This is a genomic window from Nonomuraea sp. NEAU-A123 (genome assembly GCF_018603905.1).
In the GTDB taxonomy this organism is placed as follows: domain Bacteria; phylum Actinomycetota; class Actinomycetes; order Streptosporangiales; family Streptosporangiaceae; genus Nonomuraea.
The window spans coordinates 76,702-100,953 of the sequence record NZ_JAHFZZ010000010.1 but is presented as its reverse complement, the minus strand read 5'-3'; the positions used below and the strand labels follow the sequence as shown (position 1 = coordinate 100,953).

The 24,252-nt window shown below is 69.2% G+C and carries 21 protein-coding genes; 8 read left to right on the top strand and 13 right to left on the bottom strand.

Annotated elements, in window-relative coordinates; genetic code table 11:
- Positions 1–54 precede the first annotated feature (54 nt).
- The 4 genes from KLK06_RS30510 to KLK06_RS30495 are packed head-to-tail and all read right to left on the bottom strand — an operon-like array spanning position 55 to position 4,470.
- Positions 55–1,425 (bottom strand): GH1 family beta-glucosidase, encoded by a 1,371-nt coding sequence (locus KLK06_RS30510; RefSeq protein WP_214639108.1) that lies wholly within the window; start codon positions 1,423–1,425, stop codon positions 55–57.
- The gene (locus tag KLK06_RS30505) at positions 1,422–2,225 is read right to left on the bottom strand and encodes a carbohydrate ABC transporter permease (protein WP_214639107.1); all 804 of its coding nucleotides are present in this window, start codon (positions 2,223–2,225) and stop codon (positions 1,422–1,424) included. Before KLK06_RS30505 ends, KLK06_RS30510 begins: the two co-directional genes overlap by 4 nt.
- Positions 2,222–3,178 (bottom strand): carbohydrate ABC transporter permease, encoded by a 957-nt coding sequence (locus tag KLK06_RS30500; protein ID WP_214639106.1) that lies wholly within the window; start codon positions 3,176–3,178, stop codon positions 2,222–2,224. The genes KLK06_RS30505 and KLK06_RS30500 overlap by 4 nt, the downstream gene beginning before the upstream one ends.
- On the bottom strand, positions 3,175–4,470 hold the full coding sequence (locus tag KLK06_RS30495; RefSeq protein ID WP_214639105.1) for an ABC transporter substrate-binding protein: 1,296 nt from the start codon (positions 4,468–4,470) through the stop codon (positions 3,175–3,177). The genes KLK06_RS30500 and KLK06_RS30495 overlap by 4 nt, the downstream gene beginning before the upstream one ends.
- Before the next feature lie 393 nt (positions 4,471–4,863).
- On the opposite strand from KLK06_RS30495, the gene KLK06_RS30490 reads away from it, so the two are divergent.
- A complete protein-coding gene (locus tag KLK06_RS30490) occupies positions 4,864–5,943 on the top strand; it encodes a ThiF family adenylyltransferase (RefSeq protein ID WP_214639104.1) in 1,080 nt (359 codons plus the stop codon).
- Positions 5,940–7,115: a hypothetical protein gene (locus tag KLK06_RS30485; protein ID WP_250906272.1), complete on the top strand. Its 1,176-nt coding sequence runs from the start codon at positions 5,940–5,942 to the stop codon at positions 7,113–7,115. The genes KLK06_RS30490 and KLK06_RS30485 overlap by 4 nt, the downstream gene beginning before the upstream one ends.
- An 8-nt stretch (positions 7,116–7,123) precedes the next feature.
- Here the strand turns inward: KLK06_RS30485 and KLK06_RS30480 are convergent, their stop codons facing one another.
- Both KLK06_RS30480 and KLK06_RS30475 read right to left on the bottom strand, forming a co-directional pair.
- Entirely contained in the window at positions 7,124–8,014 is an 891-nt protein-coding gene (locus KLK06_RS30480; RefSeq protein WP_214639102.1) for a serine/threonine-protein kinase, read from the bottom strand.
- A gap of 41 nt (positions 8,015–8,055) precedes the next feature.
- The gene (locus KLK06_RS30475) at positions 8,056–9,804 is read right to left on the bottom strand and encodes a class I SAM-dependent DNA methyltransferase (protein WP_250906271.1); all 1,749 of its coding nucleotides are present in this window, start codon (positions 9,802–9,804) and stop codon (positions 8,056–8,058) included.
- A gap of 76 nt (positions 9,805–9,880) precedes the next feature.
- Between KLK06_RS30475 and KLK06_RS30470 the strand changes: the two genes are divergently transcribed.
- Both KLK06_RS30470 and KLK06_RS60265 read left to right on the top strand, forming a co-directional pair.
- A complete protein-coding gene (locus KLK06_RS30470; protein ID WP_214639100.1) occupies positions 9,881–10,651 on the top strand; it encodes a PP2C family serine/threonine-protein phosphatase in 771 nt (256 codons plus the stop codon).
- Between the two features lie 198 nt (positions 10,652–10,849).
- Positions 10,850–11,779, top strand: a complete 930-nt coding sequence (locus KLK06_RS60265; RefSeq protein ID WP_308168516.1) for a CHAP domain-containing protein — start codon at positions 10,850–10,852, stop codon at positions 11,777–11,779.
- Positions 11,780–11,782: 3 nt separating this feature from the next.
- On the opposite strand, the gene KLK06_RS30460 is transcribed toward KLK06_RS60265, so the two are convergent.
- The gene (locus KLK06_RS30460; RefSeq protein ID WP_214639099.1) at positions 11,783–12,823 is read right to left on the bottom strand and encodes a glucose 1-dehydrogenase; all 1,041 of its coding nucleotides are present in this window, start codon (positions 12,821–12,823) and stop codon (positions 11,783–11,785) included.
- Positions 12,824–12,914: 91 nt separating this feature from the next.
- Between KLK06_RS30460 and icmF the strand changes: the two genes are divergently transcribed.
- Positions 12,915–16,193 carry a fused isobutyryl-CoA mutase/GTPase IcmF gene (gene icmF / locus KLK06_RS30455; RefSeq protein ID WP_214639098.1) on the top strand — a complete coding sequence of 1,093 codons (3,279 nt, stop codon included), beginning with the start codon at positions 12,915–12,917 and terminating at the stop codon, positions 16,191–16,193.
- Here icmF and KLK06_RS30450 read toward each other — a convergent pair whose 3' ends face one another.
- Positions 16,194–16,505, bottom strand: coding sequence for a hypothetical protein (locus KLK06_RS30450; RefSeq protein ID WP_214639097.1), 312 nt, complete (start codon positions 16,503–16,505; stop codon positions 16,194–16,196).
- A 146-nt stretch (positions 16,506–16,651) separates the two neighbouring features.
- Here KLK06_RS30450 and tpx point away from each other — a divergent pair, with 146 nt between their 5' ends.
- Positions 16,652–17,152, top strand: coding sequence for a thiol peroxidase (gene tpx, locus KLK06_RS30445; RefSeq protein WP_214639096.1), 501 nt, complete (start codon positions 16,652–16,654; stop codon positions 17,150–17,152).
- 24 nt (positions 17,153–17,176) lie between these two features.
- On the opposite strand, the gene KLK06_RS30440 is transcribed toward tpx, so the two are convergent.
- On the bottom strand, positions 17,177–17,980 hold the full coding sequence (locus tag KLK06_RS30440) for an SAM-dependent methyltransferase (RefSeq protein WP_214639095.1): 804 nt from the start codon (positions 17,978–17,980) through the stop codon (positions 17,177–17,179).
- A 144-nt stretch (positions 17,981–18,124) separates the two neighbouring features.
- On the opposite strand from KLK06_RS30440, the gene KLK06_RS30435 reads away from it, so the two are divergent.
- Together KLK06_RS30435 and KLK06_RS30430 are read left to right on the top strand one after the other, a co-directional pair.
- The gene (locus tag KLK06_RS30435; RefSeq protein ID WP_214639094.1) at positions 18,125–18,874 is read left to right on the top strand and encodes a helical backbone metal receptor; all 750 of its coding nucleotides are present in this window, start codon (positions 18,125–18,127) and stop codon (positions 18,872–18,874) included.
- A 78-nt stretch (positions 18,875–18,952) separates the two neighbouring features.
- Positions 18,953–19,921 carry an NADP-dependent oxidoreductase gene (locus KLK06_RS30430; protein WP_250906270.1) on the top strand — a complete coding sequence of 323 codons (969 nt, stop codon included), beginning with the start codon at positions 18,953–18,955 and terminating at the stop codon, positions 19,919–19,921.
- A gap of 4 nt (positions 19,922–19,925) precedes the next feature.
- Here the strand turns inward: KLK06_RS30430 and KLK06_RS30425 are convergent, their stop codons facing one another.
- From KLK06_RS30425 to KLK06_RS30410, 4 genes are read right to left on the bottom strand one after another with little or no spacing between them, the layout of a single operon-like run.
- On the bottom strand, positions 19,926–21,086 hold the full coding sequence (locus KLK06_RS30425; protein WP_214639093.1) for an ROK family transcriptional regulator: 1,161 nt from the start codon (positions 21,084–21,086) through the stop codon (positions 19,926–19,928).
- Between the two features lie 3 nt (positions 21,087–21,089).
- The gene (locus tag KLK06_RS30420) at positions 21,090–21,935 is read right to left on the bottom strand and encodes a carbohydrate ABC transporter permease (protein ID WP_308168514.1); all 846 of its coding nucleotides are present in this window, start codon (positions 21,933–21,935) and stop codon (positions 21,090–21,092) included.
- Positions 21,922–22,842, bottom strand: coding sequence for a carbohydrate ABC transporter permease (locus KLK06_RS30415; RefSeq protein WP_214639092.1), 921 nt, complete (start codon positions 22,840–22,842; stop codon positions 21,922–21,924). Before KLK06_RS30415 ends, KLK06_RS30420 begins: the two co-directional genes overlap by 14 nt.
- Positions 22,839–24,200, bottom strand: a complete 1,362-nt coding sequence (locus KLK06_RS30410; protein WP_214639091.1) for an ABC transporter substrate-binding protein — start codon at positions 24,198–24,200, stop codon at positions 22,839–22,841. Before KLK06_RS30410 ends, KLK06_RS30415 begins: the two co-directional genes overlap by 4 nt.
- Between the last annotated feature and the right edge of the window lie 52 nt (positions 24,201–24,252).

The window sequence follows — 24,252 nt, the reverse complement described above, 5'->3', positions numbered from 1 at the left end:
ATCGGTGTGGGCGGTCGCATGGTCTTGCGCCATGTGGGAGAGCACGGAAGGAATCTACAGCCCGTTCCTGCCGATCACGTCCCGATACCACAGCGCACTGTCCTTGGGCACCCGGGCCAGCGTCTCGTAATCCACGTGCACGATCCCGAACCTGCGCCGGAACCCCTCCGCCCACTCGAAGTTGTCCAGCAGCGACCACACCAGATAGCCCCGCAGGTCGGCCCCCGCCGCGATGGCCCGGTGCACCTCGCGCAGGTGTCCCTCCAGGTAGGCGACCCGGTCGGTGTCGTGCACCCGGCCGTCCTCCACCACGTCGTCGAAGGCCGCGCCGTTCTCGGTGACCATCAGGCCGACTCCCGGGTAGTCCTGCGAGAGACGAACCAGCAGCCTGGACAGGCCGTCCGGCACGATGGGCCAGCCCATCGCGGTGGTGGGCGCGTCGGCGGTACGGAAGAGCACGTCCTCCGAGCCCGGCCACGCGGGGTCGGCGGGGGAGCCGGGGCCCGCCTCCACGACGCAGGGGTTGTAGTAGTTGATCCCGATCTGGTCGATCGGGGCGTTGATGATCTCCAGGTCGCCGTCGAGGATGTGGTCGGTGCCGCCGTTGCGCGCGGCCGCCTCCAGCACCTCGGCCGGATAGCTGCCCTGGAGGGCGGGGTCGAGGAACTGCCTGGTCAGCAGCGTGTGGATGCGGTGCACGGCAGCCGCGTCGGCCGCGTCGGGGGTCGCCTGCGGGTCGTTGACCTGGGCGGGGGTGAGCACGGGGGCCGAGTTGACGACGAGCATGATGTTCTCGGCGCCCAGCGAGCGCAGCCGCCTGGCGGCCAGGCCGTGGCCCAGGAGCAGGTGGTGCGCCGAGCGCATGGCGTCCCCGGCCCGCCTGCGGCCGGGCGCGTGCACGCCGTTGCCGTAGCCGAGGTAGGCGGCGACCCACGGCTCGTTCAGCGTGGTCCAGTGGGCGACGCGGTCACCCAGCTTCTCGTGTACGGCCTGCGCATATTCGGCGAAATAATACGCCGTATCGCGATTTGTCCAGCCGCCCTCATCCTCAAGCGCCTGCGGCAAATCCCAGTGATAAAGCGTGACATAAGGCGAAATGTCGGCGGCCAGCAGTGAATCCACCAGCCGGGAGTAGAACCCGAGCCCCTGAGGATTGACCTTTCCGCGACCGTCCGGCTGGATGCGCGGCCACGCGATCGAGAACCGGTAGGCCGCCAGCCCCAGCTCCCGCATCAGCGAGACGTCATCGCGATACCGATGGTAATGGTCACAGGCCACATCCCCGGTGTCGCCGTCCGCCACGTTCCCGGGGCTGTGGGAGAAGGTGTCCCAGATGGACTGGCCCCGCCCGTCCTCCTTGACCGCCCCCTCGATCTGGTAGGAGGCGGTGGCGGCCCCCCAGACGAAGTTCTCCGGGAAAATCATCCCTTAACAGCTCCTTGCATGATTCCGCCGATGATCTGCTTACCGAACAGGGCGAAGACCAGCACCAGCGGCAGGGTTCCCACCGCCGTGCCGGCCAGCCCCAGGACATAGTCGTTGACGTATCCGCTGGCCAGTGTCGACAAGGCGACCTGCACTGTCGGGTTGTCCGGGTTCAGGACGACCAGCGGCCAGAAGTAGTCGTTCCAGGCCGACATGAACGTCAGCATGCCGAGCACCGCCCCCGCGGGCCGCGCGACGGGCAGCACGACGTGCCAGAACAACCCCCACGTCGTGCACCCGTCCACCCGGCCCGCCTCCAGCAGCTCGGTCGGCAGGGCCCTGGACAGGTACTGCGTCATGAAGAACACGCCGAAGGCGTTGACCAGGGCCGGCACGATCAGCGCGTAGTTCGTCCCGGTCCATTCGAGTTTCACCATGAGCAGGTAGAGCGGGATGATGCCGAGCTGCGTCGGCACCATCATGGTCGCGACCGTGACCAGCAGCATGATGTTCTTGCCCCTGAAGCGCAGCTTGGCGAAGGCGAACCCGGCCAGCGTCGAGAAGAACATCACCGCGAGAGAGATCGACCCCGCCACGATGACCGAGTTCGCCAGCGCGAGCCCGAAGGGCACGGTGTCGAAGACCCGGGCCACGTTGGCGAAGAAGTTCCCGCCGGGCAGCAGCGGCGGCGGCACCTCGGCCAGCGCCGAGTTGTGCCGGGAGGCCACGACCACGCTGTAGTAGAGCGGGAACGCGGAGAAGAAGGCCACCGCGGTCAGCGTCAGGTAACGCAGCCTCATAGCAGCCCGCCCTTCACCCGCCGGGTCAGCAGGTAGTTCACGCCCGCCACGACCACCACGGCCAGGAACATCAGCCAGGACGCCGCCGAGGCGTAACCGAAGTCGAACTTGGTGAACCCCTGCTCGTACACGAACAGCGCCAGCGTCTGGTACTGCCGGTCGGGCCCGCCGCTGACGGCGCCGCCCCCGGCGCCGCTGCTCGCCCCGAACAGCAGTGGTTCGGCGATGATCTGCATCGCGCCGATCGAGGAGACGATGACGACGAAGATGATCGTGGGCCGGATCATCGGGATGGTGATCCGGCGGAGCTGGGTGAAGCCGGACGCCCCGTCGATGGTGGCGGCCTCGTACAGTTCACGCGGTACGGCCTGCATCGCGGCGAGAAAGATCAGCGCGTTGTAGCCGGTCCAGCGCCACATGATCATCGTGGACAGTGCGACGTGCGAGCTCGCCGTGCCCGCCGCCCAGTCGACGCTGCCGGCCCCGAACCAGGACAGCACCCAGTTGATCATCCCGAAGTCCCGGCCGAACAGCTGGCTGAAGATCACCACGACGGCCACCACGCTCGTGACGTTGGGCAGCAGCAGCGAGATCCTGAACAGCGTCTGCATCCGCAGCCGCCGGTTCAGCAGGTGCGCCAGCCAGATGGCCAGCAACAGTTGCGGCACGGTCGACAGCACCCCGATGGACAGCGTGTTGAACGTCGCGTTCCAGAAGTAGCCGTCGGCGAGCAGCGTGCCGAAGTTCTTCAGCCCGACGAACGTGTGCTCATCGGACAGCAACGTCCAGTCGTGCAGGCTCACCCAGGCCGTGTAGGCGAGGGGGAACAGCCCGAAGGCGCAGAACAGCAGGAAGAACGGGGCGACGTAGGCGTACGGCGACACCCTCACGTCGAGGGTGTGCCGCACGCTTCGCCCGCGCCGCCGGGTGGCGGCCAGCGGAAGGGAGCTCATTTGATCTTCTTGACGTCCTCGAGAACCTGGGCCCACGCCTGGTCGGGAGTCTGCTTGCCCTGCTCGACCCGGCCGAGACCGTCCCCGATCACCGTGCGGACGTCAGCTTCCTTCGGGCCGAGATGCTGCGGCTTGAGCGACTTGGCGGCCGCGGAGTAGATCTTGCCGATCGGCGCGTCACCGAAGAACGGCTTGGTGAAGTTCTGGATCGACGGGTCGTCGTACAGCGCCGGGATCGACGGGAACGTGCCCTCCTCCTTGAACACCCTGGCCTGGTTGTCCTTGGAGGTGAGGAAATCGATCAGCTCGGCCGCCTCCTTGGGATGCTTGCTCTGCTTGGGGATCATCAGATGTGAGCCGCCGCTGTTGCCCGAACCACCAGGTACGGGAGCGATGTCCCACTTGCCGGACGCATCCTTGGCCTGTTCCTGGATGAACCCGGTCATCCACGCCGGGCAGATGATCGTGGCGAACGACCCCTTGGCGAAGCCGGTGTTCCACGGCGGCGAGAAGGCCGCGAGCTTGGCGGTGAGCCCGTTCTGGGTGAGCTGGTTGGACAGGTCCCACGCCTTCTTCACGTCGGGGTTCGTGGCCACGATGATCTGGTCCTGGGCGTCATAGAGCCCGACCGGCGCCTGGTTCACCATGGCACGGAAGATCTCACCGGGGGCGTCCACGAACTTGGTGCCCGACACGCCGGCCGCCGCGAACTTCTTACCGGTCTCGATGTACTGCTCCCAGGTCGGCCAGAGCCCGCCCACCTCGGTACGGTCGGTCGGCAGCCCGGCCTTCTTGAACAGGTCCTTGCGGTAGCACATGGCCAGGCCGCCCACGTCGGTGCCGAGGCCCAGCACCTGCTGCCCGTCCTTGCTCAGGCCCTGCTGCCACTTCCAGTCGAGGTAGTCGCTCTGCCGCTTGTCGAGCCCGTACTGCTTGAGGTCGACGAACTTGCCGGGCTGGGCGGTGAACGTGCTGATGTAGCCCACCTCGACGGCCTCGACATCACCCGCCCCGGCGTTCGTGGCCAGCCGCTTGACCAGGTTGTTGTGGTGGTCGTTGAACTGGGTGACGCTCTCGACGATCTCGATGTTCGGGTGGGTCTTCTTGTACTCCTCGTAGAGCGGCTTGAAGCCGAAGTCGCCGAAGAGGCCGACGGTCAGCTTGACCTTCTCTCCGGGTGCGGCCGCCGGGCCGGCGGTGTTGTTCGCGGCGCCGCCACCACACGCCGATGCCAGGGCGAGGAGGGAGGCGGTGAGCAGGGGTACGGCGAGCTGCCGGAAGCGGGGGGTCATGGAGCCCTCCAAGGTTTGGGGAATACTGAGAGAGCGCTCTCTCGACAGATTCGCGGCGATAACATGGGCCTGTCAACGAGTGTTAGATAACGATCCGAGCTATTGAGAGAGCGCGTTCACAATGGGGCCGCGCACTTTGGCCCGTCTGACGCTCCTCCGCGTCCGCGCGGTCGCGCGGCGAAGGCATGTGGCGGATCTATGGCGATTCTGTGGCGAAAATGTGGTGGCGTGAAGGAGATTGATCACACGAACCCCGAGAGGAGGATTCATGAAGATCGAGGTCCGCAAGGTCGAGCCCATCAAGGCCACCACGAACGGCACTGTCTGACGGCTCTTCCCGGGTGGGGGCGCGCCGCCGCCCTCACCCATCCCCCAGAACACGGAGGAGACGCGGTGCGGGTTGCACTGAAGGAATGCGCGTGGGAGCCGCTGGGCGAGGACGTGCTCGTCCTCGTCGACCCGCGCGAGGTGATCACGCTCGGCGATGAGGAAGGCCAGGTGGCGGCGCTCTTCGCGGCGCTCGACCGCGGCCCCTGCACGGTGGCCGAACTCCGCGGCCGGCTGGCGGACACGGGAGTGGATCTCGACGAGGCCGACGTGCGCTCCGCGATCGAGGCGCTCGACGCGCTCGGTCTGGTCGAGTGCGAGAGCGACCGTACGCTCGGCGACCCCGACCTGGACGCCAGGCACTTCTCCAACCTCGCCTTCTTCGGCGGGTTCGCCGGGCTCGACAAGCCGCGGGCGGCCTTCGTCGGCAAGCTCAGGCGTTCGCACGTGCTCGTGCTCGGTGTCGGCGGCGGCGGCTCCTCGCTGGTGCAGTGCCTGGCCGGGCTCGGCGTGGGCAAGCTGACGCTGGTCGACAGAGACGACGTGGAGCCGCGCAACTTCGCCAGGCAGTTCCTGTACCACCACGCCGACATCGGCAGGTCCAAGGTGGAGTGCGCGGCCGAGTGGGTACGCGCCTACGACCCGCGCATCGAGGTGCGCGCCGTGGACCGCTGGATCTCGGGCCCCGACGACCTGAAGGACCTGGTCGACGGCGTGGACCTCGTGGCGGGCGGCCTCGACGGACACCCCGAGGCCCACCTGTGGGTGAACGAGGCCGCGGTAGGCGCCGGAGTGCCGCTGGTGATGGGCGGGATGACCCGTTCGCAGGTCAATTACTACTCGGTCGACCCGGGCCGCAGCGCGTGCGTCCAGTGCGACTGGAGCGACCGGCCGGCGCTCGACGAGCCGACCGCGGGCGGCTTCGTGGAGCGCAACAGGGCCAAGCTGATGCAGCAGAACACGCTGATCGCCCCGATCGCCATGCAGATCGGCTCGCTGCTCGCCTACGAGGCCCTGCGCTATTTGACCCGCTTCGAGGAGCCGCAGGCCGCCGGCGCGTTCATCAAGGTGGACCTGCGCAACGGCCTGACCCCGGAACGCCAGCCCTTCACCGTCGACCCCCATTGCCGGGTGTGCGGGCGATGACCACCCAGCCGGTACGGCTGCGCCGCCTCAGCCTGGTGGACGAGGGCGAGGAGGTGCTGGTCGGAGACCCGGAGGCGGGCACGTTCATCTCGATCCCGGCCGTCGGCGGCGTGGTGATCGCCGCGCTCATGAACGGCGCGACCGTCGAGGAGACGGCCAGGCGGGCCGAGGAGTACGCGGGCGAGCCCGTGGACGTGCCCGCGTTCGTGGAGACCCTGCGCGAGCTGGGCTTCCTCGACGAAGACGACCCCGGCGACGAGCGGATGCCCGTCGCCACCGCGCCCATCCAGGGCCGCCGCTGGCTGAGCGGCCTGCGCCCCGAACTGGCCAGACCGCTGTTCGGCCGCGTCGCCTGGTTCGGGTACGGCGCCGCCGCCCTGTTCAGCCTGGCCGCGCTGGTCCTCGTCCCCGCGCTCAGACCCGACCCCGCCGGCGACGCCTTCGCCGTGTCCGACATCGGGCTCGGCGCGTTGCTGGTCTACCCGATCACGCTGGTGCTGGCCGCGGTGCACGAGGGCTGGCACTGGCTGGCGGCCCGCGCGCTGGACCTCCCGGCGCGGTTCGGCATCGACAGGAGGATGGCGTTCCTGGTCTTCGAGACCGATCTGTCGCTGCTCTGGTCGGTGCCCAGGAAGCGGCGTTACGGGCCGCTGCTGGCCGGGCTCGCCATCGACTCCGTGATGCTGGCCGTGGTGCTCGGCTGGCGGATGGTCGCCGACAACACCGTGCTGGGCGCCGTGGCGTACATCCTGGTCTTCCAGATGGTCTGGCAGTGCATGGTCTTCCTGCGCACCGACCTGTACGCGGTGCTGATCACCTGGCTGCGCTGCAAGGACCTGTGGCGGGTCAAGACGCTCCTGCTCCGCCGGGCCTTCGGGCGGCTCCGCGAGGGCGAGGCGGCGGAACTGGCCGCCGCCGACCCGCGGGACGTGCGGGCCGGGCTCTGGTTCCGCTGGCTCTGGCTGGCGGGGCTGTTCGTGGTGGCCGCCTGGCTGGCCTTCTTCGCCCTGCCCGTGCTGGTGAGCCTGCTGCGGTGGACGGCGGCCGAGGTGGCGGCCGGGCCCGCCGCCTGGCGGTTCTGGTACGCGCTGGCGTGTACGGCCCTGCTGCTCGGGCCGTGGCTCGCCGTGGCCGGACTGGCGGTCAGGAGCCGCCTCACCCGCGAGCGGTGAGCCTCGGACTAGCCGCTGAGGACGCGGCCGACCATCCGGGCGTACATCCGGCCCGGGCTCGGCGACCTGGTCAGGAAGCCGGGCAGCATCGGCAGGCCGACCGCGAACGGCTCCAGCCGCTCGTACAGCGTGTCGGCGTCGGCGGGCCGGTCGCCCGGCTTCTTCTCCAGCAGCCCGGCCAGGAGCGCGCCCAGCGCCTCCGGCAGGTCCGGGATCGCGGGCGGCCGCTCTTTGACCTGCTTCTCGAAGACCACGTAGTCGGTCGGCCCGGTGAAAAGCTGGCGGCCCGTCAGCATCTCGTGCAGCACGCAGCCCAGCGCGTAGAGATCGCTGCGCGGCTCGGCGATGCCGTGCTGGATCTGCTCGGGAGCCATGTACGCGGGCGTGCCGAGGATCTGGCCGATCCTGGTGAACGTGGTGACGTCGGCGTCCCGCAGCAGGGCCAGGCCGAAGTCGAGCACCTTCACGCTGCCGTCGGGGCAGAGCATCAGGTTGGTCGGCTTGAGGTCGCGATGGCAGATCGACAGGGCATGCGCGGCCGACAGGACCGCGCACGCCTGGGCGGCGATCGCGGCGGCCCACGGCACCGGCAGCGGGCCGTGCTCGCTGACCACGTCGGCCACCGTGACACCCTCGATGAACTGCATCACCTGGTAGAGGCGCTGCTCGTGGGTGCCGAAGTCGTAGAGCACCGGGGCACCCGGATGCTCCAGCCGGGCCAGGATGCGCGCTTCGCGGATGAAGCGGCGCTCCAGCTCCTCATCGGGGCCGCTCGGCAGGTGGAGCAGCTTCACCGCCACCCGGCGGTCGAGGTGGCGGTCGTGGCCCGCGTAGACGGCCCCCATGCCGCCCTGGCCGAGCGGGAGATGGTCGAGCACATATCGGTCACCGATGACCATTGGCCCCTCCCCGCTGCCCCTTTTCGGGAAAAAATACACCGTCAAGACTGCGGGTGCAGGTGGCCGTCGGTCAGACCGTCGAGGCCGAGCCGGATGAGTGTCTGGCCGAGCGCCGAGGTCTCGCGCAGCGCGTCTTCGAGCACCGCGAGCTGTCTGAAGGCTTCACCGTACGACTTCTGGTCCTTGAGCGGGAGGCGGGGCAGGCGGGTGCGGCGCACGTCGAAGCGGCTGGAGCCGGTGGTCGCGCGCCCGCCGGCGGCCCGCAGGTGGCCGGCCAGGAAGTCGGGGTCGAGCCGGCGCGCGTCGACCCGGTAGAGCGTCAGATGCGGACCGAGCACGCAGCCGCCCTCGGCCATCACCCGCACGCTGGAGTAGGACGCCACCACGTCGCCCGGCTGGACCAGGACGAGCCCCTGCTGCGCCGGGGCCCGGCCGGAGGCCGTGGCGCCGCTGGTCACGTCGTCGGCGGTGAGCATCGAGACGTCGCCGCCGCCGGTCGCCATCTTGGGCGGCGCCTGCAGCGTGGTCAGCAGGCCCTCCTTGATCAGGTCGCCGACCGTGGTGACGGGCTGGTCGAGCGGCTCGTCGAGCACCTTGAGGTCGGGCGGGGTGGCCGCCGCGGCCAGAAACCGGTCGCGTGCCTCGGTGAACGCCCGCCCGAGGTCGTCGCGCCGCTGGTGGCGGGCCGGGGTCATGTCGACCTCGTCGGCCAGCAGGTCGATGATGCGTACGGTCTGGTCGGAGCGGTCGTCGAGATAGGCCCGCCACGCCGGCCCGACGACGGAGTGGTCGGCCGTGGCGTCGACGATCAGCACGTCGGACGGCGGGCGCTCGCCCGCGGCCGGGCGGCGCAGCAGCCACAGGTCGGAGCCCGCCAGCGCGACCACGCCACGCAGGGCGCCGGCGCGCAGCAGGTTGGCCCGGATCCGCCGGCCCGCCTTGCGGCTGGCCGCGGCCGGGGGCATCAGCATGGCCACCATGCCGCCGGGCCTGACGTGGGTGAGGCAGTGCTGGACCCAGGCCAGCTCGGGCTCGCCGCGCGGCGGCAGGCCGTACTCCCAGCGGGGGTCGCCGGTCAGCTCCTCGTAGCCCCAGGCCCGCTCGTTGAACGGCGGGTCGCAGATGACCGCGTCGGCCTTCACACCGGCGAAGCCGTCGTGGCGCATCGAGTCGCCGGGCACCACCTCCGCCTCGGCGCCGCGCAGCCGCAGCCGGGCGGCGGTGATGAGCGCCGAGGTCTCGCTGAGGTCCTGGCCGAGCACCTTGGCGGCCCCGGAGTTGAGCAAGAGGGTGCCGACGCCGCAGGCAGGGTCGAGGATCGTCGCGCCGTCGGTGTGGACGAGCCCGACCATCAGCTCGGCCACGTCGTCACGCGTGACGGAGAGCTGCCGGGAATGCGCCTCCAGGTAGCGTTCGCAGAGGAATTCGTAGGCGGTGAGCGGATCATGCTGCTCGGCCAGCTCGGCCAGCAATCCGGCCAGCTCGGGCTCCAGCTTGCTCTCGCCCGTGGTCAGCAAGAGGCCGGCCTGCGCCACCAACTCGCCCAGCCGCAAATCGCCGGCGGCTTTCAGGCGTTGCCACACACGATCTCCCAGCGAGACCTGGTAGGACTTCCCATAGCGCCGCAACCATGATTCGACCTGGCGCAGCGAGAACAACGGCTGATTGGTGGTGCCGCCGATGGGCAGAGGGAAGTCGTCGTGGCGGCGGCGCCAGTTGCTCACCGCGGCCCGCCCGACACCGGCGAGCCGGGCTATGTCCCCGGCGTTCACGGTCGGGTCGTGGGTCATGGAGCCCACAGTAGTTCACAAGAGTCTTCAGTGCATCTGCTTGTGAAGTCTTTCAACCAATGATTTACTGCTGGGTATGAAGCACAACATCCGCTATGCCGCCGGATCAGACGTGGGCCGCCGCAGGGAGCAGAACGAGGACTCCGGCTATGCGAGTGGCCGCTTGGTTGTGGTGGCCGACGGGATGGGCGGACACGCGGCCGGCGAGCTGGCGAGTTCGGCTGCGATCGCCGTCATGCGCGAGCTGGATGCCACGCTTCCCGAAACGGGCTCGGATCTGGAGGCCGCCCTTGAGGGCGCCGTGCACGAGGCGGCCCGCAGGCTGGTGGAGCTGGCGGACATCGACCCCGCGCGCAGGGGGATGGGGACCACGGTGACCGCCATGCTGTGGGACGGCTACCGGTTCGCCCTTGCTCATCTCGGTGACTCCCGCGGATACCTGCTGCGCGATGGTGCTCTCTACCAGATGACCAAGGATCACACACTTGTGCAGTCCATGGTGGACGAAGGACGGATAACAGAGGATCAGGCCGCGGTGCACCCGCGGCGGTCGATGGTGCTGCGCGTGCTGGGCAGCGAGGGCCGGGCGGAGCCGGACATGGCGCTGCGCGAGGCCGAGCCGGATGATCGCTATCTCCTCTGTTCTGACGGGCTCACCACCGTGCTCGGGCCCGAGGTCCTGCACGAGGTGCTGACCACGGTGACAGACCCGGCGGCGGCCGTCCAGCGGCTGATCGACCTGGCCAACGAGGGCGGCTCGCCGGACAACGTGACCGTGATCGTCGCCGACGTGGTGGCGCCGGGCGCGGGCGACGAGCAGATCTTCCGGGTGGGCGCGGGGGCCTGAGTACGGTCCCGCATAGTAGCCAGACCATCCAGTCCCACCAGCCTCACCAGTCACATAACCGAAATTTCGGCTCATAGGTAGACACTTTCCTAGTGTTCGGCGCGCGAGCGCGATGTCGCTACTACAGTCCATCGTGATCTGCCGGTTTTTCTGGAGGAGTGGATCCTGGACTCGATCGCGGCAAGTCTGCTGAAAGAGGTGCGTGGGGAAGTCGGCTACCGCGAGAAGGGTGGCCAGCTCACCAAGTTCGGGCAGTGGTACGCGGAACGCGTCAAGGATCCGCAATACCGGGACGCGCCGTGGTGCGACATGTTCATCGCCTGGGCGGCCGACAAGGCCGGGGTCGGTGACTACGTCGGCCAGTTCGCCTGGACCCCCTCGCACGCGGCCTGGTTCATCAAGCAGGGCGCCTGGTCCCAGCAGCCCGAGCCCGGAGCCCTGGTCTTCTTCGACTGGGGAGGCGGCAAGAGCTACAAGGGCATCGACCACGTCGGCATCGTCGAACGGGTCGACGGCAAGAAGATCCACACGATCGAGGCCAACGTCGACAGCGTCTGGCTCAAGCGCAAGTCCCGCGACATGCACAAGGACGTCGTCGGGTACGGCCTGCCGCGCGTGGTGCAGGCCAACGCCACGCTGAACGACATCCGGTCCACCGAGCACCCGCTGGCCCGCCAGCCGCAGCCGATGCCGCAGGGGTCGCCGATGGACGTCCTGGGCTCCCCGCTGGCCCTGCTCACCGTGATGGTGCTCACCACGGTCCTGGTCTCCTTACGCCTCGCGGGCCGCCGCCGCGGCACCCACCGCCGCTTCACCTGGCCATGGAAGGCGTCCGGAAAGCCCGCGGCCACCGAGCCCGCGCCCGCGAAGCCGCAATCCGGCAACGCCAAGCCGCGCCCGGCCACCGAGAAGCCGGCGCAGTCCGCCAAGTCCGCCTCTGCCAAGCGGGGGTCGGCCAAAGCGGCGTCGCGTACCGGTACGAAGGAAACGAGATCCGCCAGCTACGCCGAGGCGCCTCTCGAGCCGGTCCGGGTGGGTGGCCCGCCCACTCCGGCCAGGGCTCTCGTGCCCGCGCAGACCCCCCACCACTCCACCACCCGCCGCAAGCCGTACGAACCGCGTTCCTGACCGTCACAGGTCGATGACGACCTTGACGTCGCCGGCGCCCGGCTGGAAGGCCTCGAACGCCCGCTCCAGCGGCAGCCGCCGGGTGATCAGCCGCTCCAGCCACCCGAGATCCGCCGCGGCCAGCGCGTCGGCGGCGAGCCGGAAGTGGCGCTGGTTGCCGTTGACCGATCCGAAGACCACGCTGTTGGTGAGCACGAGGTGGCGGTTGATCCCTTCCACGTCCATCGGCAGCGGCGCGCCGGAGGGGGAGACGCCGGTGAGGCAGACGATGCCGGCGGCGGCGGTGCGGGTCATCGCGTCGACGATCAGCCGCCCGGCGCCCGTGGCCTCGATGATGACGTCGGGCCGGAGGTCGCCGACCGCGTCGAGCGCCGAGCCGCTGTGGTAGGTGCCGCCGAGCGCGGCCACCAGCTCCGGCTTGAGCCCGCCCGTGACCCGGTCGAGCACATGCACCTCCAGCCCGCGCTGCCTGCCGAGCAGGGCCGCGAGCAGGCCGATCGGCCCGGCGCCCGTGATGAGCACCGAGCGTGGCTCGAACCCGGCCCGCGAGCCGATGTGCTCGATGTGCTCCCAAGCCTTGGCGACCACCGACGCCGGCTCGATCAGCATGCCGACCGGCTCCAGCGCCGGCTCCAGCGGCACCGCGTAGCCGGTCTCGACGGTCCAGCGCTCGCTGCCGTACCCGTCGAGCTCCTTGATGCCGCGTTCGGTGTAACGGCCGTTGCGGCACATGTCGAACTCATCCCTGGCGCACGCCGGGCACGGCTCGGGATCGGGGCGGCGCACCACGCCGACCACGAGATCGCCGGGGGAGAAGCCGGAGTCGGCGGGCGCCTCGAGCACCCGGCCGAGCGACTCGTGGCCGAGGATCATCCGCCGGTCAGACGGCCAGCCGAAGTCGGCCGCGGCGAGTTCCCTGTCGGTCCCGCACACGCCCACGGCCAGTCCCCGCACCAGGAGTTCGCCCGGCTTCGGCGCTGGATCGGCGACTTCTTCCACCGCGAGAGATCCCTTTTCACCCGGCTGCAACGTCAGTGCTCGCATGCCCGGATTACTACCCCGCCGGGAAACGTTGGGAATTAGTAGGACGTCCTAGTATCTTGGTAGGCGAGCCCCCACAAAGGAGTGATCAGGCGTGCACGTACCGGTGAACCCTGTCCGTTTCGTGACCGCCGCGGCGCTGTTCGACGGCCACGACGCGGCGATCAACATCATGCGGCGGATCCTCCAGTCGCAGGGGGCGGAGGTCATCCACCTCGGGCACAACCGTTCCGTGGACGAGATCGTCACCGCCGCCGTCCAGGAGGACGTCCAGGGCGTGGCGATCAGCTCTTACCAGGGCGGCCACGTGGAGTTCTTCAGCTACCTGGTGGACCTGCTGCGCGAGCGCGGCGCGGGGCACGTGAAGGTGTACGGCGGTGGCGGTGGCGTCATCGTCCAGGACGAGATCGACCTGCTGCACTCCCGTGGCGTCACCCGCATCTTCTCGCCGGAGGACGGCCAGCGCTACGGCCTGCCCGGCATGATCAACAAGCTGATCGAGGAGTGCGACGTTGAGCTGGACGGCGTCCCCTCGGTCGAGGCCGTCGGCTCCGGCGACCAGACGGCCCTGGCCCGGGCGATCACTCTGATCGAGTCGGGCCGCGCGCCCGCCGCGCTCCTGGACGGCCTGCGCGCCGCCGGTGCCCGCCAGGGTGAGGGACGCGCCCCGGTGCTCGGCATCACCGGTACGGGCGGGTCCGGGAAGTCGTCGCTCACCGACGAGCTCGTCCACCGCCTCCGCGTGGACAACGACGACAAGCTACGCATCGCCATCATCGCCATCGACCCGACCCGCAGACGCGGCGGGGGAGCGCTGCTCGGCGACCGCATTCGGATGAACAGCCTCGGCCCGCAGACCTACTTCCGCTCGCTGGCCACCAGGGGCGCCGCCAACGAGGTCCCCGTCTGTCTCGACGACGTGATCACCGCCTGCCGGGCCGCCGGCTACGACCTGGTCATCGTGGAGACCCCGGGCATCGGGCAGGGCGACGCCGGGATCGTGCCGCACGTGGACGTGCCGATCTACGTCATGACTCCGGAGTTCGGCGCGGCGTCCCAGCTGGAGAAGATCGACATGCTCGACTTCGCCGAGGCCGTCGTGATCAACAAGTACGAGCGGCGCGGCGCGGAGGACGCCCTGCGCGACGTCCGCCGTCAGCTTGTCCGCAACCGTGAGGCGTTCGGGGTCGCGCCCGACGACATGCCGGTGTTCGGCACGATCGCCGCCCGCTACAACGACGCCGGAGTCACCGCGCTCTACCACCACCTCAAGGAACTCCTGGTGGACAAGGGCATGCGGACCGAGCCGGGCCTGCTGGCGCCGGTGCGCGGCCGTACGTCCCAGGTCGCCGCCGCGATCGTCCCCCCGGCGCGCGTCCGCTACCTCGCGGAGATCGCCGAGACCGTCCGCGACTACCACGCGGAGACGCTCGCCCAGGCGGCGGTGGCCCGCCGCCGACAGCAGCTCACGGCCGTCCAGGCCCTGCTGACCGACGGTACGGCGGCCGGAACCGGCGACGGTCACGCCGACACGGGCCAGGCCGGCCCGAGCCGGACCGACGGCAGGCTGGCCGAGCTAGCGGCCACGGCCGAGAGGGAGCTGAGCGACGAGAGCCGCACGCTCCTGGACGGCTGGCCCGCCATCAAGGAGCAGTACACCGCCGACGAGCTGGTCGTGAAGGTACGCGACCGGGAGATCCACACCCCCCTCTGGCGCGAGACCCTCTCGGGCAACCGCATCCCCCGTGTGGCCCTGCCCCGCTACACCGACCACGGCGAGCTGCTCAGGTTCCTGCGGAGCGAGAACCTACCGGGCAGCTTCCCGTTCACCGCCGGGGTGTTCGCGTTCAAGCGGGACGACGAGGACCCCACCAGGATGTTCGCCGGAGAGGGCGACCCGTTCCGCACCAACAGGCGCTTCAAGCTGCTGTCCGGGGGCCAGTCCTCGACCAGGCTGTCCACCGCGTTCGACTCGGTGACCCTGTACGGCCACGACCCCGACCTGCGGCCCGACATTTACGGCAAGGTGGGCACGTCCGGCGTGTCCATCGCGACACTCGACGACATGAAGGTGCTCTACGGCGGGTTCGATCTGACCAGCCCCAGTACCTCGGTGTCGATGACGATCAACGGCCCGGCCCCGACGATCCTCGCCTTCTTCCTCAACGCCGCGATCGACCAGACACTCGAACGGTTCGAGACCGAGCACGGGCGCCGGCCGTACGAGGAGGAGGAGCGCGAGCTGCGCGCGCGGACCCTCGCCACCGTCAGGGGGACCGTCCAGGCCGACATCCTCAAGGAGGACCAGGGCCAGAACACCTGCATCTTCTCCACGGAGTTCTCGCTGCGGATGATGGCCGACATCCAGGAGTGGTTCATCCGCAACAGCGTCCGCAACTTCTACTCGGTGTCGATCTCCGGCTACCACATCGCCGAAGCCGGGGCCAACCCGATCAGCCAGCTCGCCTTCACCCTGGCCAACGGTTTCACCTACGTCGAGGCGTACCTGGCGAGGGGGATGCGGATCGACGACTTCGCACCGAACCTGTCGTTCTTCTTCTCCAACGGCATGGACCCCGAGTACAGCGTGCTCGGGCGGGTGGCCCGCCGCGTCTGGGCGGTCGCGATGCGGGAGAAGTACGGCGCGGCGGAGCGGTCGCAGAAACTCAAGTACCACGTCCAGACCTCGGGCCGCTCCCTGCACGCCCAGGAGATGGACTTCAACGACATCCGCACCACCCTGCAGGCGCTGATCGCCATCTACGACAACTGCAACAGCCTGCACACCAACGCCTTCGACGAGGCCGTGACCACGCCGTCGGCCGACTCGGTGCGCAGGGCGATGGCGATCCAGCTCATCATCAACCGCGAGTGGGGCCTGGCCCGCAACGAGAACCCGCTCCAGGGCTCGTACATCATCGACGAGCTCACCGACCTGGTGGAGGAGGCGGTGCTGCGGGAGTTCGAGCGGCTGTCGGAGCGGGGCGGCGTGCTGGGCGCCATGGAAACCGGCTACCAGCGGGGCAGGATCCAGGACGAGTCGATGCTGTACGAGTCGCGCAAGCACGACGGCTCGCTGCCCATCGTCGGCGTCAACACCTTCCGCAACCCGCGCGCCGACGAGCCCCACCAGCAGAAGGTGGAGCTCGCCAGGGGAACCGAGGACGAGAAGCGGTCCCAGCTCGACCGCCTGCACGCCTTCCACGACCGCAACCGGGCCGAGGCCCCCGCGGCGCTGGCCCGGTTGCGGGACGTCGCCATGTCGGATGGCAACGCGTTCGAGGTGTTGATGGAGGCGGCCCGCGTCTGCTCACTCGGCCAGATCACGGACGCGCTGTTCGAGGCCGGAGGACAGTACCGCCGCAACGTCTAGTCAGCAGTACTTCGCGCCGTCGAACGTGCGGACGCCCCTGGGCACCTTGCTCCAGATGGTCCCCTTCGGGGCCACGGAGTGGCAGGCGCCATCGGAGCCGTGCGCCCAGACGATCTTCATGTTCATCCAGCGGCCGCACCCGTTGTAGGCGTAGCCGGTCTTGGTGACACTGCCGGTCTTCTGCCAGAGGCTCACGCAGGACGGGACCTTGCCCAGCGTGCTGGCCTGGGCGGGGGCGGCGGCCACCAGGCCGGCGGACGCGGCTCCGGCGATGACCAGGCCGGCGAGCGACTTGCGGAGGGTGATGTTCATTGTCGTGTTCCTCTCTCGATGTGTTCGATGTGCTCGATGAGAGGAAAGTAGGTCCGCGGGTGTTGAGGATCTGTTGAGGTTCTGTGCGGTCCCGTGAGCGTCGATAGGATTGCAGGTCGGGGCACTATCGCTAACTGGAGGCATTCATGTCCGACGTCACTTTCAAGGGCAACCCGATCACCGTGGGCGGCACGTTCCTGAAGCCCGGCGACCAGGCGCCCGCGTTCCAGCTGGTCGGCGGGGACCTGAGCGACACCACGCTGGCCGGTTTCGGCTCCGCGACCAAGGTGCTCAACATCTTCCCGAGCGTCGACACCGGCGTCTGCGCCGCCTCGGTGCGCAAGTTCAACCAGGTGGCCGCCGAGCACCCCGGCGTCGCGGTGCTGTGCGTCTCGGCCGACCTGCCGTTCGCGCAGAAGCGGTTCTGCGGCGCCGAGGGGCTCGACAACGTGACCATGCTGTCGCTCATGCGGGGGCGCGAGTTCCTGCGCGATTACGGCGTGGCGCAGGAGACCGGGCCGCTGGCCGGCCTGGCCGCGCGCGCGGTGATCGTGCTCGACGGCGACAACCGGGTCATCTACGCCGAGCTGGTGCCCGAGATCACCCAGGAGCCCGATTACGAGGGTGCGCTGAGCGCGCTCAAGTAAGCCGTAGTGCGGAGACCCCGGGTCTCAGCTCTTCCTGCCCACCCCGCAGAGGATGAGCGACGACTCGGGGTGGTCCGCGAAGTCGATCAGGTCGGCCTGCTCCGGGCGCCACTGCGGCAGCCAGGTCAGGCCCGGCTCGACCAGCTCCCACCCCTCCAGCAGCTCCTCGATCCGCTGGCGGGTACGCAGGGTCAGGGGCGCGTCGGTCCGGCGATAGACCTCGGTGCCCTTGCTGACGACGGCGGCGCGGGCGTCGCTGGTGCCGTGGGACATGACGAGATAGCTGCCCGGGGCCAGGGACTCGCGGATGGCGGTCATGATGCTCAGGGGATCGTCGGCCTCGCCGATGAAGTGCATGATCGCGACGAGCAGGACGCCCACCGGCTGGTCGAAGTCCAGCGCCGCCACCACATCCGGATTTTTCATGATGTCGTGGGGATCGCGGAGATCGCCCTCCACCACGGTGGTCTGGCCGCTCCCCGCCAGCAGCGCGCGGGCATGGACCAGCACGACCGGGTCGCGGTCGACGTAGACCACCTTCGACTCGGGCGCAACCGCTCCGGCCACCTCGTGCACGTTGTCCCGCGTCGGCAGGCCCGTACCGATGTCGAGGAACTGGGTGACGCCGAGGCCGGCGAGGAAGCGTACGGCACGGCCGAGGAAGGCCCGGTTGGCGCGGGCGGCGGCACGCACTTCGGGAGCCACCCGCAGAATCCGCTCAGCGGCTCGCCGATCGGCAGGGAAATGATCTTTCCCGCCGAGATAGTAGTCGTACAGCCGGGCGACGTTGGGCGTGTTCGGCTCGAAGCCCAGCGATTCTCGCTCCAACCAGCGATCCCCCGATCGATAGTGAACGATCTTTACTCGGGATTCTACGGATTTGTGACCTCACTTGGGGCGGTATTTCTGCACGCTGGGCGTTACTTGGCTTTAGTCACTTTTGTCCCTCGGGCGGCGGTCTAAAGTGCGAGTGTGAGCCTCGACGACACCGGTGCGCCCGTCCACGTGCCCTCGAACGTCCGGCGGATCGTGTCGCTGGTGCCGTCGCTCACCGAGTCCGTGGCCGCGACCGTCCCGGAGGCGTTGGTCGGCGCGACCGACTGGTGCTCGCACCCGGCGGACCTGGACGTGGCCAGGGTGCGGGGGACCAAGAACCCCGACCTCGACGCCATCCGGCGCCTCGCCCCCGACGTGGTGCTCGCCAACGCCGAGGAGAACCGGCAGCCGGACATCGACGCGCTGCGGGAGGCGGGCATCGCGGTGTGGGTCACCCGGATCGAGACCGTGGCGGAGGCGTTCCGATCGCTTGACCGGATGTTCCGGGACGCCTGCCGGACCGCGCGGCCCGCATGGCTCGAGCGGGCGGAGTCGGTGTGGGCCGAGCCGGTGGAGGTAGGCCGGACCGCGATCATCCCGATCTGGCGGCGGCCGTGGATGGTGGTGGGGCGCGACACGTTCACCGGCGACGTGCTCGAACGGCTCGGTGTGCGCAACCTCTATGCCGGTCATGCCGAGCGGTATCCCAAGATCGCACTGGCCGAGCTGGTGGAGCGGGGCGCCGACCTGGTGGTCCTGCCCGACGAGCCCTATGCGTTCAGTGCCGACGACGGGCCGGAGTCGTTTCCCGGCCACAGGTGCGTGCTGGTGAGCGGGCGTGATCTGACCTGGTACGGCCCCTCGCTCGTCCATGCGCGTGACCGCCTTCTCCGGGCTCTGGGTTGACAAGCGGAGCGCCGCTCCGCATATGCTTGCGGAGCAGTGCTCCGGATCGTGCCCGCGATCCACCGGAAGAGGGGACGAATGATGATGAAGGCTGTGCGGCTGCATGCGTTCGGCGGCCCGGAGGTGCTGACGTACGAGGAGGTCCCGCCTCCCGAACCCGGGCCCGGCGAGGTCCTGATCCGCGTGCACGCGGCCGGGCTGAACCCGCCCGACTGGTACGCGCGCGCCAACTTCGCGAACATCCCGGAGGCGATGCGGTTGACGCCGCGCCTGCCGTTCACCCCGGGCTCGGACGTCTCGGGCGTCGTCGTCGCCCTCGGACCCGAGGCCACCGGGCTGGCCGAAGGTGACGCCGTGTTCGGGCTGGTCCGCTTCCCCGACCTCGACAACGGCGGCCGGGGCTACGCGGAGTACGCGACCGCTCCCGTGGCCCATCTGGCCCGCAAGCCCGCCGGGCTCGACCACGTCCACGCCGCCGGTGTGCCCATGGCGGGGCTCACCGCGTACCAGTACCTCTTCGACCACGTACGGCTCGAACCAGGCAAGACGGTGCTGGTCAACGGCGCGGCCGGCGGGGTCGGGCACTTCCTCGTCCAACTGGCCAAGACCAAGGGCGCGTACGTCATCGGCGTCGCCTCGGGACGCCATGAGGCGTTCCTGCGCGAGCTGGGCGTCGACCGGTTCATCGACTACACCACCACCGCGGCCGAGGACGTCGTCCGCGACGTGGACCACCTCTTCGACACGGTCGGCGGTCCCCAAGGCCACCGGTTCCTCCCGGTGCTCAGGCGCGGGGGCACGCTCAGCCCGGTCTTCTTCGGCGAATACCACCGCGAGCGCGCCGCCGAGCTGGGCATCGCGTTCGTGTCGGGACAGGTCCACTCCGACGGCGGGCAAATGGCCGAGCTGGCCCGGTTGATCGAGGCCGGCCACGTGCGCGTCGGCATCGACAGCGTCTTCCCGCTCGCCGAGGCCGCCAAGGCCCACGAACGCGCCGAACAAGGCCACATCCAGGGCAAGATCGTCCTACGCGTCGCCGAGGATTAGGGCGTCACACCGCGTTCGTCCGTGGCGGGCCGGCGAGGGCGGCGTCGACGGCGGCGGGGGACAGGACGTGCTCGATGACGAGGACCGCCGTCCCCACGATCCCCGCGCGGTCACCCAGCGAGCTGTTCACGATCTCCAGGTTGCGGGTCGTGTACGGCAGGCTACGGCGGTACACGCTCTCCCTGATGCCCGTCAGGTAGTGCTCCCCGGTCTCCGCCATGTCGCCCGCCAGCACCAGGACGGCGGGGTTGAGCAGGCTGACCGCGGTGGCGAGGACGACGCCGACCGTGCGGCCCGCCTCCTGGGTGAGGGCGATGGCCGTCGGGTCGCCGGCCTGGACCAGGCGGACGACCTCGCGACTGGTCTGTTTGCCGAGGTTGGAGGCGAGGGCGTGGCCGCTGGCCAGCGAGGCGACGCAGCCCCGGGAGCCGCAGGTGCAGACGCGGTCGTCGCTCTCCTGCAGCCGGACGTGGCCGATGTTCCCGGCGGCGTCCTCGACGCCGCGATAGATTTGGCCGTCGAGGACGATGCCGGTGCCGATGCCCGTGGAGACCTTGAGCAGGAGCAGCGACCGGCTCCGCCGCCAGTAGGACCACCACTCGCCGAACGCCATCGCGTTGGCGTCGTTCTCGACCAGGACCGGCAGGTCGAACGCCTCCCGCAGCGCCGCGCCGATCGGGTAATCGTCCCAGCCGGGCATCAGGAACGACCTGATCACCCGGCCGGAGTTGTGGTCCACCGAGCCCGGCAGGTCCATGCCGATGCCGCACACCTGGGCGGACGTCCGTCCCGAGCGGTCGAGCAGGCGCTGGAAGGCCTGCCGGATCCAGGAGAGAACGGCCTCGGGGCCGCGGTCGATGCGGATCTCGGCGTGCTCCTCGGCCATCGGCCGGGCCGCGAGGTCGGTCAGCGCCACGCGCGCGTGGCTGGCGCCCAGGTCGGCCACCAGCACCAGGCGGTTGGTCGCGTCGACGTCGAGCACCGAGGGCGGTCGCCCGCCCCCGGAGGTGCCGACGCCGGACTCGTGGATGTATCCGGCCTCGATCAGCCGGTCCACCCGTTCGGTGATCGTCGATCGGGACAGGCCGGTGTAGGCGATGAGCTCCTTGCGGGTACGGCAGGTTCCATGGCGGATCAGCTGGAGGATCTGCCCTGCCGTCAGCATGGTCTATCCCTTCTCCGCTCCTGCCGTGAGTCCCTCGGTCAGGAGCCGTTCACTGGCGAAGAACACGATCACGATGGGCAGTGTCAGAACCACCGATCCTGCCATGAGAACCGTCGTCGGGATCTCGATACTGCCCGCCAGCTGGGAGAGTCCCAGCGAGACCGTCCAGCTCTCCCGTTTCTCGACGAGGAAGAGCAGGGCGAACAGGAACTCGTTCCAGGCGATCATGAACGCGTAGAGGCCGGTGGCCATGAGCGCGGGCTTGGACAGCGGCAGCACCACCCGCCAGATGGTCGACAGGCGGGTGCAGCCGTCGATCGCAGCCGCCTCCTCCACGCTCTGCGGCACGGTCTCGAAGTAATTGCGGAGCATGTATACCGTGACGGGCACCGTCTGCGCGCTGTAAACCAGGATCAATCCCAGCAAAGACCCCCGAAGTCCGAGCATCGTGAAGAGCACGAACAGCGGGATGGCCAGCACGATCGCCGGAAACAGGTACACGGCCAGGAACAGGAAATGCACCTGCCGCCGCCCGAAGAACCGCAGCCTGGCCACCGCGTACGCGCCCGGGATCGAGATCAGCAGCGTGATCGCCACCGACGAGACCGCCACGATCGCGCTGTTGCGCATGAAGCTCAGGAAACCCTGCTTGGTCAGCACGTTCGCGTAGGTGTCGAAGGTGAAGTCGCGCGGCCAGAGGGAGCCGGGGTCCAGGATCAGCTCCTGGATGTCGCGCAGCGACAGCGTCACCATGTAGAAGAACGGGAATGCGGTGATCACGAACAGAAAGGCGATCACCAGCGGCTTCAGCACCCGGAACAGCCCGCGCTCGAACCTATCCCTGCTCACGCTCACCCCCCGAGAAGAACCTCAGATACAGGACCAGGAACACGACCAGGACGACCGCCAGCACGATCGCCTGGGCGGCCGACGCGCCGATGTCGTCGCGCGCGGTCAGGAAGTTGTAGACGCGCACGCTCACCACCTCCGTGCCGGCCCCGCCGCCGGTGAGCAGGTAGACGTCGTCGAACTTGGTGAAGGTGAACACGAACCGCAGCACCGACAGCAGCGCGATGATCCTCCAGAGCTGCGGCAGGATCACGTACCGGAAGCGCTGCGTCGGCGTGGCACCGTCGACCACGGCCGCCTCGTCCAACTCCGCCGGCAGCGCCTGCAACCGGGCCAGGATGAACAGGAAGGCGAACGGGAAATACCGCCACGCCTCGAACGCGATCACCGTGAGCAGCGCCACCGGCACCTGGATGCCGAGGAAGGTGCCCTTGGCCTGGGTGAGGAAGGCGATGGGCTCGCTCAGCCAGGAGTTCACGATGCCGTACTGGGGGTTCAGCATCGTCTCCCACAGGAAGGCCACCGCCACCACCGGCGCCACGTACGGCACCAGGATGGACGCCCTGACCAGCGTGCGGCCCTTGAAGCGGTCGCGCAGCGCCAGCGCGGCCACCAGCCCGATCGCGATCGACAGGCCGGTGCCCGCCACGGTGTAGACGAGCGTGTTGACCAGAGCCGTCCAGAAGCCCGGCTCGGACACGACGTAGCTGAAGTTCTCCAGCGTGAAGTGCCCGAAAACGCCCACCCGGCGGATGTTGATCAGCCGGACGTCCTGGAAGGCCAGCATGATCGCCCAGAACAGCGGCAGCACCACCACGACGAGCGTGATGACCAGCGTCGGGGAGATCAGCGCCAGTCCCGCCCTGCCCTCCTGCTCCCGAAGTGTCCCGCCACGCCGGTCCGTCACTGCCGGATCCCGCGCTTGATGGTCTCCACGTCCTTCTTGGCCTGCGCCGCCGCGGCCTGCGGGGTGAGCGAGCCGTCCACGATCTGGCTCAGCGCCTTGGGCACGGGCAGCTCGCCCATCGTGGCCCCGACCAGCTTGCCCTGCCCCTGGGGGATGCCCCAGCGGGCGAACGTGTCCGGACTCTTACGCAGCGCGTCGAGCACCTCGGCCGGGTAGACGTCCGCGAGCGGCTTCTTGGTGTCGACTCCGGCGGGCAGCTTGTTCCACTTCTCCGCGAACCCCTTCCGGATCGGAAACTTGCCCTCGGGCGCCATCCCGATCCACCGCTCGTAGCCCTCGTTCATCATGTACGAGACGAACTGCGCGGCGGAATCCTTGGCGGCGTCGCGGGTGATGGCCCAGGAGACGATCTCCCCGTACTGGGCGGGCGTGCCGTCGGGGCCCTTCAGCGCCGTGACCACCCCGGTGTTCTTGGCCAGCCACTCGGGATCCTGCCGGCACTCGGCGCAGCTGGGCAGCGCGTCGTTACGCAGCCCCGCCAGCTCGTCCAGGATGAACGACGACCAGATGGTCATCGCCGCCTTGCCGGCGAAGTAGGTGGCCCTGGTGGAGTCGACGTCCTGCTTGCCCTTGACCGAGTAGTCCTTCGCCAGCTTCGCGTAGTACGCGAAGGCTTTCACGCACTGCGGCGAGTCAAGGGTGACATTTCCGGAATTGTCGACCAGCTGGCAGCCGTTGGCGAGCGCCACGTGCTCGAAGCTCTGCGCGGTGAACGAGTCTTTCGGCGCGATGGCCAGCGTGATGCCCGCGACCCCGCCGGTATTGAGCTTCGCCGCCGCCGCCTCCAGCGCCTCATAGGTGTCGGGCCGCTCCAGCCCGGCCTTCTGGAACAGGTCCTTGCGGTAGAGGATCAGCTGCGCCCACGCGTCACTCGGCACGGCCAGTAGCTTCCCGCCCGACGTGTCGAGCTCCAGGGCCCGCGCCGAGAAGCCGCTCTTGCCCAGCTTGTCGACGACCTGGCCCGGCGTCTCCGTGTCGAGCAGGTCGTTGGCCTCCAGCTCCCTGATGGACGCCAGCGGCAGGGCCCCGATGACGTCGGGCAGGTTCCCCGCGGCCGCGGCGGAGGTGACGACCTGGCTGAACTGGTCCTCGGCCACGCCGACCAGCTTGACCTTGATGCCGGTCTTCCGGGTGAAGTCGGCGATGATCTGGTTCTGCACGGTCATGCGGTCCTCGAGGTTCTCCTCGGTCCAGACCGTGATCTCGTTGGCGGCCTTCCCGGCGTCGTCGCCACACGCGGCCAGCGAGGCCGCGGCCAGCAACGCGACGGAGAGGACGGCAGCTACCTTCTTCGGCATGGCACGCTCCTCCGAAACGGGGATACGCCGCACTTACCCTGAACCGACACGA

Coding starts and splice junctions, on each gene's coding strand:
- KLK06_RS30460 (WP_214639099.1), bottom strand. CDS start 12,823: ATGCGAGCACTGACGTTGCAGCCGGGTGAAAAGGGATCTCTCGCGGTG.
- KLK06_RS30470 (WP_214639100.1), top strand. CDS start 9,881: ATGAAGCACAACATCCGCTATGCCGCCGGATCAGACGTGGGCCGCCGC.
- KLK06_RS30425 (WP_214639093.1), bottom strand. CDS start 21,086: ATGCTGACGGCAGGGCAGATCCTCCAGCTGATCCGCCATGGAACCTGC.
- KLK06_RS30430 (WP_250906270.1), top strand. CDS start 18,953: ATGATGATGAAGGCTGTGCGGCTGCATGCGTTCGGCGGCCCGGAGGTG.
- tpx (WP_214639096.1), top strand. CDS start 16,652: ATGTCCGACGTCACTTTCAAGGGCAACCCGATCACCGTGGGCGGCACG.
- KLK06_RS30450 (WP_214639097.1), bottom strand. CDS start 16,505: ATGAACATCACCCTCCGCAAGTCGCTCGCCGGCCTGGTCATCGCCGGA.
- KLK06_RS30475 (WP_250906271.1), bottom strand. CDS start 9,804: ATGACCCACGACCCGACCGTGAACGCCGGGGACATAGCCCGGCTCGCC.
- KLK06_RS30495 (WP_214639105.1), bottom strand. CDS start 4,470: ATGACCCCCCGCTTCCGGCAGCTCGCCGTACCCCTGCTCACCGCCTCC.
- KLK06_RS30480 (WP_214639102.1), bottom strand. CDS start 8,014: ATGGTCATCGGTGACCGATATGTGCTCGACCATCTCCCGCTCGGCCAG.
- KLK06_RS30410 (WP_214639091.1), bottom strand. CDS start 24,200: ATGCCGAAGAAGGTAGCTGCCGTCCTCTCCGTCGCGTTGCTGGCCGCG.
- KLK06_RS30500 (WP_214639106.1), bottom strand. CDS start 3,178: ATGAGCTCCCTTCCGCTGGCCGCCACCCGGCGGCGCGGGCGAAGCGTG.
- KLK06_RS30485 (WP_250906272.1), top strand. CDS start 5,940: ATGACCACCCAGCCGGTACGGCTGCGCCGCCTCAGCCTGGTGGACGAG.
- KLK06_RS30510 (WP_214639108.1), bottom strand. CDS start 1,425: ATGATTTTCCCGGAGAACTTCGTCTGGGGGGCCGCCACCGCCTCCTAC.
- KLK06_RS30505 (WP_214639107.1), bottom strand. CDS start 2,225: ATGAGGCTGCGTTACCTGACGCTGACCGCGGTGGCCTTCTTCTCCGCG.